Annotated in this window: 15 protein-coding genes; 10 read left to right on the top strand and 5 right to left on the bottom strand. The window is 44.5% G+C overall.

All coding sequences use genetic code 11. From position 1 onward, the window contains the following. On the bottom strand, nucleotides 1-1,095 hold the full coding sequence (locus tag BCU34_RS04140) for a NapC/NirT family cytochrome c (RefSeq protein ID WP_102480784.1): 1,095 nt from the start codon (nucleotides 1,093-1,095) through the stop codon (nucleotides 1-3). Nucleotides 1,096-1,411: 316 nt separating this feature from the next. Between BCU34_RS04140 and BCU34_RS04135 the strand changes: the two genes are divergently transcribed. Together BCU34_RS04135 and BCU34_RS04130 are read left to right on the top strand one after the other, a co-directional pair. Continuing rightward, nucleotides 1,412-1,687 (top strand): nitrogenase-stabilizing/protective protein NifW, encoded by a 276-nt coding sequence (locus tag BCU34_RS04135; RefSeq protein ID WP_048658756.1) that lies wholly within the window; start codon nucleotides 1,412-1,414, stop codon nucleotides 1,685-1,687. A 138-nt stretch (nucleotides 1,688-1,825) separates the two neighbouring features. After that, nucleotides 1,826-2,950: a M14-type cytosolic carboxypeptidase gene (locus BCU34_RS04130; protein ID WP_048658353.1), complete on the top strand. Its 1,125-nt coding sequence runs from the start codon at nucleotides 1,826-1,828 to the stop codon at nucleotides 2,948-2,950. Between the two features lie 139 nt (nucleotides 2,951-3,089). Here the strand turns inward: BCU34_RS04130 and BCU34_RS04125 are convergent, their stop codons facing one another. Continuing rightward, nucleotides 3,090-3,446: a hypothetical protein gene (locus BCU34_RS04125; RefSeq protein WP_048658352.1), complete on the bottom strand. Its 357-nt coding sequence runs from the start codon at nucleotides 3,444-3,446 to the stop codon at nucleotides 3,090-3,092. A 213-nt stretch (nucleotides 3,447-3,659) separates the two neighbouring features. Then, a complete protein-coding gene (locus tag BCU34_RS04120; RefSeq protein ID WP_102480783.1) occupies nucleotides 3,660-4,286 on the bottom strand; it encodes a LysE family translocator in 627 nt (208 codons plus the stop codon). Between the two features lie 209 nt (nucleotides 4,287-4,495). On the opposite strand from BCU34_RS04120, the gene BCU34_RS04115 reads away from it, so the two are divergent. The 3 genes from BCU34_RS04115 to BCU34_RS04105 all read left to right on the top strand — a co-directional run bounded on the left by BCU34_RS04115 (nucleotide 4,496) and on the right by BCU34_RS04105 (nucleotide 6,639). After that, nucleotides 4,496-5,734 carry a DEAD/DEAH box helicase gene (locus BCU34_RS04115; protein ID WP_102480782.1) on the top strand — a complete coding sequence of 413 codons (1,239 nt, stop codon included), beginning with the start codon at nucleotides 4,496-4,498 and terminating at the stop codon, nucleotides 5,732-5,734. 253 nt (nucleotides 5,735-5,987) lie between these two features. Next, nucleotides 5,988-6,209, top strand: coding sequence for a hypothetical protein (locus BCU34_RS04110; RefSeq protein WP_102480781.1), 222 nt, complete (start codon nucleotides 5,988-5,990; stop codon nucleotides 6,207-6,209). Nucleotides 6,210-6,336: 127 nt separating this feature from the next. Next, nucleotides 6,337-6,639, top strand: a complete 303-nt coding sequence (locus BCU34_RS04105) for an MTH1187 family thiamine-binding protein (protein ID WP_102480780.1) — start codon at nucleotides 6,337-6,339, stop codon at nucleotides 6,637-6,639. A 57-nt stretch (nucleotides 6,640-6,696) separates the two neighbouring features. On the opposite strand, the gene BCU34_RS04100 is transcribed toward BCU34_RS04105, so the two are convergent. Then, complete coding sequence (locus BCU34_RS04100; protein WP_009846446.1) at nucleotides 6,697-6,864, bottom strand: hypothetical protein; 168 nt, start codon at nucleotides 6,862-6,864, stop codon at nucleotides 6,697-6,699. A gap of 109 nt (nucleotides 6,865-6,973) precedes the next feature. Continuing rightward, nucleotides 6,974-7,234 carry a DUF1289 domain-containing protein gene (locus BCU34_RS04095; protein WP_048609553.1) on the bottom strand — a complete coding sequence of 87 codons (261 nt, stop codon included), beginning with the start codon at nucleotides 7,232-7,234 and terminating at the stop codon, nucleotides 6,974-6,976. 191 nt (nucleotides 7,235-7,425) lie between these two features. Between BCU34_RS04095 and BCU34_RS04090 the strand changes: the two genes are divergently transcribed. The 5 genes from BCU34_RS04090 to BCU34_RS04070 all read left to right on the top strand — a co-directional run bounded on the left by BCU34_RS04090 (nucleotide 7,426) and on the right by BCU34_RS04070 (nucleotide 12,328). Beyond that, nucleotides 7,426-7,872 carry an META domain-containing protein gene (locus tag BCU34_RS04090; protein WP_102431610.1) on the top strand — a complete coding sequence of 149 codons (447 nt, stop codon included), beginning with the start codon at nucleotides 7,426-7,428 and terminating at the stop codon, nucleotides 7,870-7,872. A 357-nt stretch (nucleotides 7,873-8,229) separates the two neighbouring features. Next, nucleotides 8,230-9,396 (top strand): ABC transporter substrate-binding protein, encoded by a 1,167-nt coding sequence (locus tag BCU34_RS04085; protein ID WP_102480779.1) that lies wholly within the window; start codon nucleotides 8,230-8,232, stop codon nucleotides 9,394-9,396. A gap of 5 nt (nucleotides 9,397-9,401) precedes the next feature. Next, entirely contained in the window at nucleotides 9,402-11,102 is a 1,701-nt protein-coding gene (locus BCU34_RS04080; protein WP_102480778.1) for an ABC transporter permease, read from the top strand. Continuing rightward, nucleotides 11,068-11,718, top strand: coding sequence for an ATP-binding cassette domain-containing protein (locus tag BCU34_RS04075; RefSeq protein ID WP_102480777.1), 651 nt, complete (start codon nucleotides 11,068-11,070; stop codon nucleotides 11,716-11,718). The genes BCU34_RS04080 and BCU34_RS04075 overlap by 35 nt, the downstream gene beginning before the upstream one ends. Further along, nucleotides 11,708-12,328 (top strand): CDP-alcohol phosphatidyltransferase family protein, encoded by a 621-nt coding sequence (locus BCU34_RS04070; RefSeq protein WP_102480776.1) that lies wholly within the window; start codon nucleotides 11,708-11,710, stop codon nucleotides 12,326-12,328. The genes BCU34_RS04075 and BCU34_RS04070 overlap by 11 nt, the downstream gene beginning before the upstream one ends. Nucleotides 12,329-12,380: the final 52 nt, after the last annotated feature.

Genomic DNA, 12,380 nt, shown 5'->3' with positions numbered 1-12,380 from the left:
TTAGTGGCCAGCCACATCTTTTGCGTGGTTCTGGAAGTATTTAGTAAGAAGTTCTAAATCTTGGTCTGAAATGTCAGTTCTTTCGCCCATGCCTTTTGCAACGGGGCCCCAAGCATTAACGGTGAAGTGGTTCGCGCCAATTTTTGCGTGGCATGTCGAGCAGTAAACGTTGTCGAGTTCTTCAGCGTAATCCCAGATTGGCTCGAGTGAATCCAGTACAGGAACATCAACGTTCGCGGTTAGCACCGCCGTTCGCCATTCATTGCCGTACGCATCCGTTTTAAAATCACCAACTTCAAGGCTCTGTTGCCCTTGGTCTGTCAGCATCGCAACGATTGAGCGTTGACCTTCGCCGTAGTAAAGCACCTGTTCTGCACCCTTCATTTGGTAAGCATGCAACTCGATTTTGCGCTCAGTACCTTCAACACTTTTCACATCTAGGCGTGCCGTTGGATTGATAGTGCCAAGGTCGCCAATACTGATAGTTTGAGCTGAGTACACGACGTTAGCATTTGGGTCTGTTTTCTCAGTGAATGCCATCAAGTTGTCGAACGCTTCACTGTCCATCTCTGGCTCTGGTGCAAAGTGAGCAACACCTTTGTGGCAGTCGATACACGTCTGATTATTCTCTTGCCCGTACTCATGCATTTTCGCCGCATCTGCAGATTGCTCGTAGCTATCCATCGCATCGAAGGTATGGCAAGAGCGACAAGTAGCAGAATCACTTTCACGTAGTTGAGCCCAAACGGTTTCAGCCATCGCCATACGGTGTTCTTCGTACTTGTCTTCGGTATCAATTTTGCCAGTCACAAACTCATGATAAATGTCTTTGGAGGCACGAATTTTAGTGATTACGTAATCAACTGGGTCGGAGGGAATATGGCAGTCTGCACATTCAGCACGAATGCCTTTAGCATTACTGAAGTGGATTGAACCTTCATATTCTTCGTAAGGTATTTGCATAGTGTGGCAAGAAGTACAGAACTCAGTACTCGATGTGTAGTGCATAACAGCAGCAGTGCCGCCCAGCGTTAACCAGCCAATACCTATACCCACTGCGGCAATAAGAGCGATATATCGTTTTTTAATAGACATATTTAGAAATCATCTTCAACAATTAGTAACAATTGCGATCAGAATAATACTTTAGGGGTAGTCACTATTGATTCACGTCATAAATTGTCTTTATTGATAATAAAGAAAGCGAGCAATGAGACCTAAATACAAATCACTTATAACCATGACTGCGCAACCATTTTGTTTTATATTCACAAAACAAATAAGGCCATATTGATTTATAAAATCCACACAAAATAACCGTGTGCTTCCCCACGTAAAAACGTACTAAAATCAAAATAAGGACTAGCGAACACATCTATAATGCTTGCAAATTTACGGCACTAAATTAGAGATGAGCCAAACAGAATTCCAGCAAAAAATAGCGAGTTTCACCTCCATCGAACAAGCGCTTGATTACTTTGAGATTGGGTTTGATAGCAAGTTCATCGAGCAAAACAGAATCGAACTCGTTAAGCGATTTAATGGTTATCTGATTCTTGCGAAACCTGATGATTGGTTTTCTGGACGAAGAGCGCTAAAAAACGCTTATTGCAAGGTGCAACGTAGTAAGTTAGATCGCCACACACGTTCTGCCTGCCGCGGGTGTACCACTTGCCAGCGCCGATAGTTGGAAAGTGGGTTGTTGAAAAATAGACAACTAAAAATGAGATAGTTGAAATAACATCTCATTACGATTTAGTTAGTGGTTTGCTCGAAAAAAAGTGTGCTAGTCTTACGGCAACTCAACTACGAGATAAAAACTACAATGAAAATTTTCAGCAATTTCGAAAGCGGCAACATTCACGTCGTTTCAGCAGATTCACCACAAAACATTCAACTGACTATCCCAGCAGACAACCAGACTGAAATCTCTCAGTGGTTCCACTTCCGCTTAGAAAGCGATGCTCAACAAGCACACCACTTCGAAATCGGTCAACTGGCAACATCGGCGTATCCTGAAGGCTGGAAAGATTATGATGTGGTTGCATCGTACGACCGTGAAGAGTGGTTCCGTATCCCATCTCAATTCGATGGCGACACACTAAGCTTCGACATCATTCCAGAGCACGATTCAATGTACTTCGCGTACTTCGCGCCTTACTCATACGATCGTCACCAAGATCTTCTGCACAGTGCTCAAACGCACCCGGCTTGTAAGCTTGAAACTCTGGGCCACACGCTAGACAACAATGACATCACTTTGCTAACCATTGGTGAGCCAAGTGAAGAGAAGAAAAACATTTGGGTTATAGGTCGCCAACACCCTGGCGAGACTATGGCTGAATGGTTGATCGAAGGTCTACTTCAACGTCTGCTTGATGAAACAGATACAGTAGGTCGTTCTCTGCTAGACAGCGTTGTTTTCCGCGTGGTTCCTAACATGAACCCAGATGGCAGCATCCGCGGTCACCTTCGTACTAATGCGATTGGCGTTAACCTGAACCGTGAATGGCAATCGCCTTCTATGGAACGTAGCCCAGAAGTATTCCTTGTTCGTGAGCGCATGCTAGAAACGGGCGTTGATCTGTGTCTAGACATTCACGGCGACGAAGCGATCCCATATAACTTTGTAGCAGGTAGCGAAGGCACGCCTTCATACAACGAGCGCATTGCTAAACTAGAAAATCACTTCAAGCAAGCACTGCTGACTATCACGCCAGAGTTCCAAGATGAGTTTGGTTACGATAAAGACGAACCGGGCAAAGCGAATATGACGGTTGGCACAAACTGGATTGGTGAGCAGTTCAAGTGTTTAGCTTACACAGTCGAGATGCCATTTAAAGATCACATCAGCCACGCAGACGAACTTTACGGTTGGTCTCCAGAACGCAGCGTTGCATTTGGTCACGACATGTTAGCCGCAGTTTGGGCGACAGTAGACGAGCTATAAAACGAACTATAGGCAGACTAAACTCCTTAGTTTGTCCGTATCGTTAGCTTGCTTACATATATAGTAAAGCCCAGCACTTGAAAAAGTGCTGGGCTTTTTAATATCGGTTTGAATGAGTGAATCTAACTTTAAAAGCTTTCTATGCCACTCTGAGGCTAGCAAAAAATACTGGGTATCGCTGTCTGATGTGGCGTTGTTCAGACACCATATCTTTAAAGCTCGGGCCTTGTGATAACTGAACGATCACTTCGTCACCTTCTTGTCGCAATACAGCACCGCTAATATCAACACTGTTGTTGTCATGTAACCTTAAAGTGCCTGCCATTGAAAAGCCGCGGTAAACCGGAATAATATTACGCATCATCAGGCGTACGCCCTTTTCAGAAACTTCACTGACATGAAAAAGCTCATCCTTAATTCGCATCACCGGACGTGCCTTTTGAGGGTACTTTAAGCGGTAATATTTGCGTTTCTGGGTGAATGAATCTTCACGCATTAGTGACTCCCTGTCTCTGTTATTCGGTCAAGCAATAGACTTTGGCTTCAATTGGTCTCAAACAAACACATTCACCAAATTGATAGCTGATAATTATATCGACTTTATAACCTAATGCTTTAGGCATTTATGCAGAGAGACAAGGATTCCCTAAGATTCAGTGAAAAGTGAGATATGAGTCGTATCGGTTAACGCTTCTATCAAGCTCTAAACCTAAAGCTGAAACAACGCCAACTGAATGCTGAAGCCCACAAATAGAACCCCACACACGATGTTCATCATTTGCGAGGTACGCTTTTGAACCAACAAGCGCTTAAACGTATCCGCCATTAAGATCACAACCAAAAACCACATCGACACCACTATCGCTTGAATCCCACCAAGCATTAGGCTGTCTGACACAATCGTATCTTTTGACACAAATTGAGGGAATATAGAAAGATAAAATAGGACGATTTTAGGATTCAGTAGATTAGTAAGGAGCCCTTTGAAAAATTGGTTATAAAGCTTACTTCCCGATGCGCCTACCACTGAAAGTACGCCCTCTTGAGCGCGCAGCGCCGCACGAAAATGGTTATACCCAAGCCAGACAAGGTACAAAACCCCAGCCCACTTAAGCCCTTCAAAGGCCATGGGAGTGTTCGACAATAACAGGCTTATGCCGTTGGCCGAGATAAATGCGTGAAAAAAGAAACCACATGACACGCCCAACACGTTCACAAATGCGAACAGCTTCCTTTGAGTTAATGCTGTGCTTAATACCAACAGCGCATTAGGGCCCGGAATAATGGCAATAAAAAACACGATAACAATAAACAGCCGGATACTGTCCAAACTCATTTCGATCTCATTTCATGAACATTTTTAGGGCGGACATTGTACGTCCATTCAGTGCCATTACAATATGATAAACGCTTAATTATCGCGTATGGCTAACATACATAATTCGCGCGTATAATGAATGTGTTTATCGTCTAACATACAAAACTGATTCTCTAACATTTGTAGCCCTGTTAGACTCCACCTCCCTTTTGATACTTGGTTCATTTATGTCATTTGCTAGCCTAACCCTTAACGCAAAAACCGTCTCCGCGCTCCCATCTCAATTCAATAAGCCGACAGAGATACAGCAAGCGGTAATTCCTACCATTATTGCGGGGAAAGACGTACTTGCATTGGCTCAAACGGGCAGCGGTAAAACATTGGCGTTCGGCTTACCTTTACTGAATAACATCAACCAAGATGTAAATGAACTGCAAGCACTGATCATTGTTCCAACCCGTGAACTTGCATCTCAAGTGACCAAATCTTTAGAACCGATCGCGACAACGCTCAATATCAAACTGGTAACACTAACGGGCGGCGTGAATACTGATGATCAACAGCAACAATTATCGACTAAACCACAATTAGCCATCGCCACACCGGGCCGCTTACTTGCTTTAATCAAAAGTGGTGAACTGGATGTAGCTCAATGTTCATCATTGGTTCTTGATGAAGCCGACCGCCTGATCGACATGGGCTTTTGGCCAGATATTCAAGCGATTACTGCAGCACTACCGAGCAAACGTCAGTCACTGTTGTTCTCTGCGACACTTCCGCCCGAATTAGTAGGTCAGGCTGAAGAGCTTCTTTCAAATCCAGTTAAAGTCACGACACACCAAGAAAACAGCGTGGTCGCGGCTATTGAAGAAACCCTGTATTTAGTGAACAAAGGCAGTAAAGCTCAAGCGCTCATTGCCCTACTCAATCAACACACATGGCCACAAGTATTGGTATTTATTGGCGCAAAAGACAATGCCGATGCATTAACCAAACGATTGAATAAAGCCAAAATCAGTGTGAGTGCATTACATGGAAATAAGAGCCAAGAAGAACGAGAGCAAGCATTAGAAAGTTTCAAAAATGGCGAGACTCGTGTGCTTATCGCGACAGACGTCATGGCTCGAGGCATTCATATTGATCAGTTACCTGTCGTGATCAACTTCGAATTACCGTCACACGCAGCAACTTATGTACACCGCGTTGGTCGCACAGCAAGAGCAGGAAATACTGGCTTCGCGATCTCTCTGGTTAGCCACAGCGAAACTGATTACCTCAATGCAATTCGCACCCTGACCAATAAGCCGTTAGTGCTGCAACCATTAGAAGGTTTCCCTGTTACCGACAAACCTGCATCTGAAGCGACCGCTCGCAAGCGTCCACCTAAAGATAAAATGGCCAATCGAAGAACAGCCAAAAAGAAGAGCATTAAGCAATTTAAAAGCAAACCAAATAGCTCCAAGTAACCAGAAATAGCGCTAAGCAGCCAGAAATAGAATGGTCAGCCCAGTTTGTACTGGGCTTTTTTATATGCAACAAAACATAAATTCACACCCAAAAACTTACCTAAAGTTGCCAACTTAAATGACACTTTTGTGAATTATGATGCCAAGGTATTGATTCTTGGTTGCTCAAAAAAAATACTCTTAAATCACGTTGACGCCCCTATATCTGGCAACTAGATTTTTCTATTAGTGTCTACAACAGGAGGTCATTGAAATGAAACGTGCTAGCTCTACATATCGATTACAACTGATTAAGGAAGTGGCAACCCGCCGAGATCGTCAACGTTCCAATGACCCGATGGCAAACTACATACAAACCCTAATAGATAATAGAGATGATTGTGATACTTCGGTTGAACGCAACCAGAGGTTCAGTGGCAGTCATTTTGATGAGCACATAGGTGGTTGGGTAAGTGACCACTGGGGTAACAAGTAGGACAAAGAGAGTAATCCAACCAGCATAACCGCTGTAGAATTCGTCTCCGCATTAACCTATCATCTGCAACAATTCCCTATCCTAGAGTAAGCAGAAAGTGTCTGAGTTAAAAAGAGAAAAAGAAGTGATGGTTGCCTTCCAAGTGATACCTCGCGTTAAAGAAGGCAACAACTTCGAAGTGGTTGATAAAGCCATTGAAGTTGTGAAAGCTGCCGATGTGCCTTTCCAAGTCGGTGCGATGGAAACCACGATGAAAGGTGAACTCAACCAATTACTCGATATCGTTAAAAAAGCAGAACAAGCTTGCTACGATGCAGGGGTTGTAGAAGTGATCACGAACATTAAGATTCACAGTAAAACCACCGAGGCCGATGATACATTTTGCACGTACCATCGTGGTGTAACGAAAGCGAATCACATGTTTGTTTAATCACATTTTTGTTTCTGAAAACTGAGCTTTAAACAAGACTCTGGAGAACCAGTGGTGTTATTGGAAAGGCATGTCTGAGAGGTGAGAAAGGATTTCCATTCGTTCTTCTTCTGACATCGAATGCCAATCACGCGGAGTCTCTTCAGGGTCATCTTTCGCCCCGATCGGTTTTCGGTCCAGTGCTTTGACTGGCTCTTTTTTGAGTTTTACGTTCTTTTTATTCATACCGACACCACTCCTTCAGGTACAAAGGTACCTACCTTAATATTACACCCCAACCATTATGTAAAGTAATAGTTACTTCGGAGTTAAATAAAATCTTAATACTTCCTCTTTAGCCAAAAAGATCTCTTTGGGGACTTGTGTTTCCCTCTTCATCGACCTGCTTACCAACCAAGTTTTTTTGCTTCATTATTTTTCGTCTATAGCGCTGACGACACAGCTTTATCACGTGCAATTGTTCTGACGGTGTCATCGACATCCAATTAAAGCGCTCTTCTCTTTTGCGCATACAACCATTGCAATAGCCTTTGTCATCGCTTGAACAAACCCCAACGCAAGGGCTTGGAACTTGGAAAAACTCTAACTGCTCCACCGTGCCTCCTTACACATTTAAAATTACGCTTACTATCTCAAAAATAAGCGATTAATTTGTCGCCTAGCTCATGAAATCCATACTAAACTATGACCTTATACTGACACATATAGTGTTTTGTAAACTATACTTTGAACCCATCAAGTTACACTTATTCGGTAACTTCGTTCTTTCCTTTGGAGCCTTATAATATGAAGTTTAGTTCAAAAAAATTACTAGCAGTAGCCGCTTTACCTATGATGCTAGCAGCATGCACAACAACAGGTGACAACGCGATGCAAGTAACACCAACCGATCTACAGCACCATAATTGGGAACTTGCGCAAATTGATGGCAAGGACATTGTGAAAAGCGAAGACCAAGCAGCTCCTCGTCTAGAGATCGGCGAAAAGATGACTGCAAACGGCATGGCTGGTTGTAACAACTTCTTCGGTCAAGGTGAGCTGAAAGACGGTCAATTCCGTATCAAACAAATGGGCATGACAATGAAAATGTGTCAGGGCTCAGCGATGGAAATCGAACAATCGGTTTCAGCTACTCTAAGCGAGTGGAGCGACGTAACGCTAACAAACGATACGCTAGTACTGAAAAACGATGTACACACACTAACGTACACAATTCGTGACTGGGTAAACTAACCCATCATCGACACCAGATATTGATTTAAGGAGCCTTCACGGCTCCTTTTTTATTGCTTGCTCAAAACCTAATCATTAAAAACGCTACTTCTCACCTTCTTTTCGTACCAACCTCCAATAAATATCAAAAAAACCTCATTTAGGTGCAATTAATTCACCGCTTTAACGGTCTGTTGCTAGGATGGCAAAGGCCCCTAGTAATTGATTGAATTTACTGTTGAATTAGAATTTATTTGAGAAACAGATAGAATAACTATTATGCCGTGTTGATCTTTCGTTAGCCACGAAAGGTCAACACGCCCAAGGGAGTTCGAAAACACAATGCTCTTGCCCGTTCACTACCAAATGGAAAAGTTTATGAACAAGATAGTAAGTACGTTAGGAATCATGGCAACCGTTGCATACAGCGCAACCATTTATGCTGATGAAGCAACATCCACCGAGAGTTGGAACCAAATAGAACAGCAGGCAGCGGGAGAAACTGCCTACTTTCACGCTTGGGGCGGAAGCCAAGAGATCAACCGTTACCTACAATGGGCAGGCAAGAAGTTACAAAGTAACTACGGTGTCACGTTGAAGCATGTGAAAGTAACCGATATTGCGGAAACCACCACTCGACTGCTTGCTGAAAAAGCGGCAGGCAAGAACAGCGAAGGCAGTGTTGATATCGTTTGGATCAATGGCGAAAACTTCCGTTCGATGAAAGATAACGCTTTGTTGTTTGGCCCGTTCACGGAGTCGCTTCCAAACTGGCAATATGTCGATAAGTCTCTGCCGATTGATGTCGACTTCTCTGAACCAACAGAAGGCCTTGAAGCACCTTGGGGCGTTGGACAATTGGTGTTTATTCATGACCAAGAGACACTACACAACCCGCCACAATCATTCTCAGAGATGTTGAGCTACGCTCAAGCTTTCCCGAACCGATTAAGCTACCCTCGCCCACCAGAATTTCATGGTACGAGCTTCATTAAGTCTCTACTGATTGAACTAACCAACAACAGCCCAGAACTCGCTAAGCCTGTTTCAGAAGACAACTTCCAAGAAGTTACAGCACCACTATGGGCTTACTTAGATAAATTCCATAAAGTAGCGTGGCGCGGTGGCAAACAATTCCCAGCAGGCACATCAGAAAGTATCCAACTTTTGGATGATGGACAGCTCGATCTCGCGATTACGTTCAATCCAAACTCTGTTTATTCAGCACAAGCAAGTGGTCGCCTAGCCGAAACCACTAAGGCCTATGCTCTAGAAAGCGGCGCTTTATCTAACATTCACTTCCTTGCTATTCCTTGGAATGCCAATGCAACCGCAGGAGCTCAAGTGACCATTAACTTCTTGCTGAGCCCAGAAGCGCAATCTCGTAAAGGTGACCTCAATGTTTGGGGCGACCCTTCGGTACTGAGCAGCAAGTACCTCACTGGCAGCGCTAAAAACACCCAACAATTTAAATCGATTGATGAACCACACCCTAGCTGGCAAAACGCGCTCGAGAAAGAGTGGCTGAAGCGATACGGTAACTAATCTTTATGCTACGCGCTCTATATTTTGTTGTTATAGCTGTGTGCATTATCCCAACCATTCCTGGGGTGGCGGGAGTCGTGGCTTCGTCACTGAGTTTCATCCCGCCCCTAGGTTTAGAGGAACCAACACTCAACGGTTTTAGCCAAGTCTTTCAATGGGAAGGAGCTTGGCACTCTATTGGCTTGAGCCTAGGTTCAGCGATTGCAAGCAGCTATATAGCCTGCTTCCTAACCTTTTGTATTCTTCAAGCCTCTTGGGGAAACAAGTTTTGGAGAAAGATAGAATTAACGCTATCGCCAATGCTTGCTATTCCGCATGTGGCTTTCGCTATCGGCTTTGCTTTCCTATTCAGCCCGACAGGGCTTGGAGCCAGAGCCGTGCATCACTTGCTTGGCGAATCGGCTACGAGCTCAGAATTGGCGTTATTGGTGAAAGACCCATACGCGTTCGGCTTGATCATTATGCTCGCACTCAAAGAAGTACCTTTCTTGTTGCTGATGAGCATTTCGACACTGCAGCAAATTGATGTAGAACGTATCACTAAGGTCAGTGCATCTCTGGGTTATAGCCGTGCTCAGATTTGGTGGAAATCTATTTTCCCACAATGGTTTACTAAGCTTCGCTTCCCAATGCTGGCGGTACTCGCTTACAGTGTCTCGGTTGTCGATATTGCTTTGATCATTGGCCCGACAAACCCACCAACCTTTGCGGTATTAGTATGGCAATGGTTTAACGATCCAGATCTTAACCTACTGCCGCGAGCAGCAGCCGGAGCTATTGTTCTATTTGGTTTAGCGTCGTTAATCATCGCCTTAGCACGTTTCGTTGAATGGGCGATCCTTAAATACTTTCGAATTTGGCAATATTCAGGCAGAACAGGCGCGAACCTTCCTGGGAAAACCGTGTTTACTGCGCTTGCTGCGTTATCACTGCTTATCATTCCATTGATGGTGATTTGGAGTGTTGCCCAACGTTGGCGTTTCCCAAACCTACTCCCTAGCCGATATAGCATGCGTTTCTGGGAGTTTGAGTGGGATGGCATCATGAGTACCGTCGGACAAAGCTTATGGATTGGTTTGATTGCCGCTTCAGTCGCTTTGTTGCTTGCGCTGGTTGCTCACGAATACAGAATCAAATACAAGTGGCAAGTTCCGGGCTTCATTATCGCCATTCCGATGTTGATACCTCAACTCTCGGTGTTGTTTGGTATGCAAGTCACGACCCTCTACGTTGGCAGTAGTGCCTATGAGTTCTGGGTGATTTGGGCGCATGTTTTCTTTGCTTTCCCGTTTGTGTATCTCTCTTTGGACGGCCCATGGAAAAGCTTTAACGATGGGTTGATTAAAGCCTCGCTTAGCCTGGGTAAATCGCCATTTCAGAGTTGGTATTCAATCAAACTGCCAATCTTGCTTCCTGCTATTGCCTTTGCTTGGGCGGTCGGGATCAGTGTGAGTTTGGCCCAATACCTTCCAACATTGATGCTAGGTGCGGGCCGTATTAGCACCATCACCACAGAAGCGGTTGCCCTAACCAGTGGTTTCGACCGCAGGGTGACAGCAATCTATGCCATTTGGCAGGCCTTATTGCCTCTGTTCTTTTTCTCTTTAGCGATATTGGTCAGCCGACTTCAACTTAGATATCGCCGTCTTACTTTTAAAGGTTTCCTAAGTAATGAGTCTGTACCTCAACGACCTCGCCATCCGTAAAACCGATGGGGATTCGCTGTTCTCAGCGCTAAACGTAACATTAGAATCTGGCCAAATACTGGCTTTAATGGGGCCGAGTGGCTGCGGAAAGTCGACCTTACTGGATGCGATTGCCGGTCACTTAAGTGAAGAGTTTTCGTATTCTGGCACCGTTGTGTTGAACGATATTCAGCTAGATGAACTACCTTCACATCAGCGTGAAGTCGGTATTTTGTTTCAAGATGACTTGTTGTTTCCGCACCTAAAAGTATGGGAGAACTTGGCCTTTTCATTACCTAATTCGGTTAAGGGTTCCGCTCGTCAACAGCAAGCTATGGCTGCACTAAAAGACATAGATCTGACTCACTTGGCAGAGTCTTTTCCTGATCAAATATCTGGTGGTCAACGCGCAAGAATAAGCTTAACTCGTATGTTACTAGCCAAGCCGAAACTCGCCCTACTCGACGAACCGTTCAGTAAGTTAGACCAAGAATTAAGAGCACAATTTCGCGATTGGGTGTTTGAACAATTGACCAAAGCAAATATCCCGACGTTAATGGTCACGCACGACGAAGCCGATGTGCCTCAAGGGGCAGATGTACTGTCTTGGCCATGGAGAAGTCACAATGCTGGATAAATACTCCATCAAGGTCATTAAGTGGCCATTAAATCAGTCGGCTAAGATACTGAACCAATTGGGTATCACGGCCAATCAAACTACGTTATTCGGATTTCTGATTGGGTGTTTAGCATTTCCAGCGTTAGCGTTCCAGCAATACGATTGGGCGTTGGGCTTCATTGTGTTTAATAGAGTATGTGATGGGCTTGATGGGGCCTTGGCTCGAATCCAAGGCATTAGCGATGCGGGCGGCTTCCTCGATATCAGCCTAGATTTCCTATTCTACTCGTTGATCCCTTTTGGATTTGTAATTGCCAATCCAGAACACAACGCCATTGCCGGTGCATTTTTGATCTTCTCTTTTATCGGCACAGGCAGTAGCTTTTTAGCGTTTGCGGTAATGGCGGGCAAGCGAGGTATCGAGAACCCCGTTTATAAGCACAAGTCGCTCTACTACATGTCTGGATTAACTGAAGGCACAGAGACCATCGCCTGTTTCATTGCCTTTTGTATTTGGCCACAACACTTTGCTGTTATCGCCTATACCTTTGGCGCAGCGTGTTGGCTGACTACATTTATGCGTATCTATTTTGGGTTCCAAACTCTTAAGACTCAGCAAGAGAGCTAGTGCTCTAACGACAAAAACAAGATACAAAAACGCCGCTCAATATGAACGGCGT

The organism is Vibrio sp. 10N.286.45.E10 (assembly GCF_002874195.2).
GTDB classification, from domain to species: domain Bacteria; phylum Pseudomonadota; class Gammaproteobacteria; order Enterobacterales; family Vibrionaceae; genus Vibrio; species Vibrio crassostreae.
The sequence above is the reverse complement of the archived record's forward strand: the minus strand, read 5'-3'. Positions and strand labels throughout refer to the sequence as shown.

Coding starts and splice junctions, on each gene's coding strand:
- BCU34_RS04140 (WP_102480784.1), bottom strand. CDS start 1,095: ATGTCTATTAAAAAACGATATATCGCTCTTATTGCCGCAGTGGGTATA.
- BCU34_RS04135 (WP_048658756.1), top strand. CDS start 1,412: ATGAGCCAAACAGAATTCCAGCAAAAAATAGCGAGTTTCACCTCCATC.
- BCU34_RS04130 (WP_048658353.1), top strand. CDS start 1,826: ATGAAAATTTTCAGCAATTTCGAAAGCGGCAACATTCACGTCGTTTCA.
- BCU34_RS04125 (WP_048658352.1), bottom strand. CDS start 3,446: ATGCGTGAAGATTCATTCACCCAGAAACGCAAATATTACCGCTTAAAG.
- BCU34_RS04120 (WP_102480783.1), bottom strand. CDS start 4,286: ATGAGTTTGGACAGTATCCGGCTGTTTATTGTTATCGTGTTTTTTATT.
- BCU34_RS04115 (WP_102480782.1), top strand. CDS start 4,496: ATGTCATTTGCTAGCCTAACCCTTAACGCAAAAACCGTCTCCGCGCTC.
- BCU34_RS04110 (WP_102480781.1), top strand. CDS start 5,988: ATGAAACGTGCTAGCTCTACATATCGATTACAACTGATTAAGGAAGTG.
- BCU34_RS04105 (WP_102480780.1), top strand. CDS start 6,337: ATGGTTGCCTTCCAAGTGATACCTCGCGTTAAAGAAGGCAACAACTTC.
- BCU34_RS04100 (WP_009846446.1), bottom strand. CDS start 6,864: ATGAATAAAAAGAACGTAAAACTCAAAAAAGAGCCAGTCAAAGCACTG.
- BCU34_RS04090 (WP_102431610.1), top strand. CDS start 7,426: ATGAAGTTTAGTTCAAAAAAATTACTAGCAGTAGCCGCTTTACCTATG.
- BCU34_RS04085 (WP_102480779.1), top strand. CDS start 8,230: ATGAACAAGATAGTAAGTACGTTAGGAATCATGGCAACCGTTGCATAC.
- BCU34_RS04080 (WP_102480778.1), top strand. CDS start 9,402: ATGCTACGCGCTCTATATTTTGTTGTTATAGCTGTGTGCATTATCCCA.
- BCU34_RS04075 (WP_102480777.1), top strand. CDS start 11,068: ATGAGTCTGTACCTCAACGACCTCGCCATCCGTAAAACCGATGGGGAT.
- BCU34_RS04070 (WP_102480776.1), top strand. CDS start 11,708: ATGCTGGATAAATACTCCATCAAGGTCATTAAGTGGCCATTAAATCAG.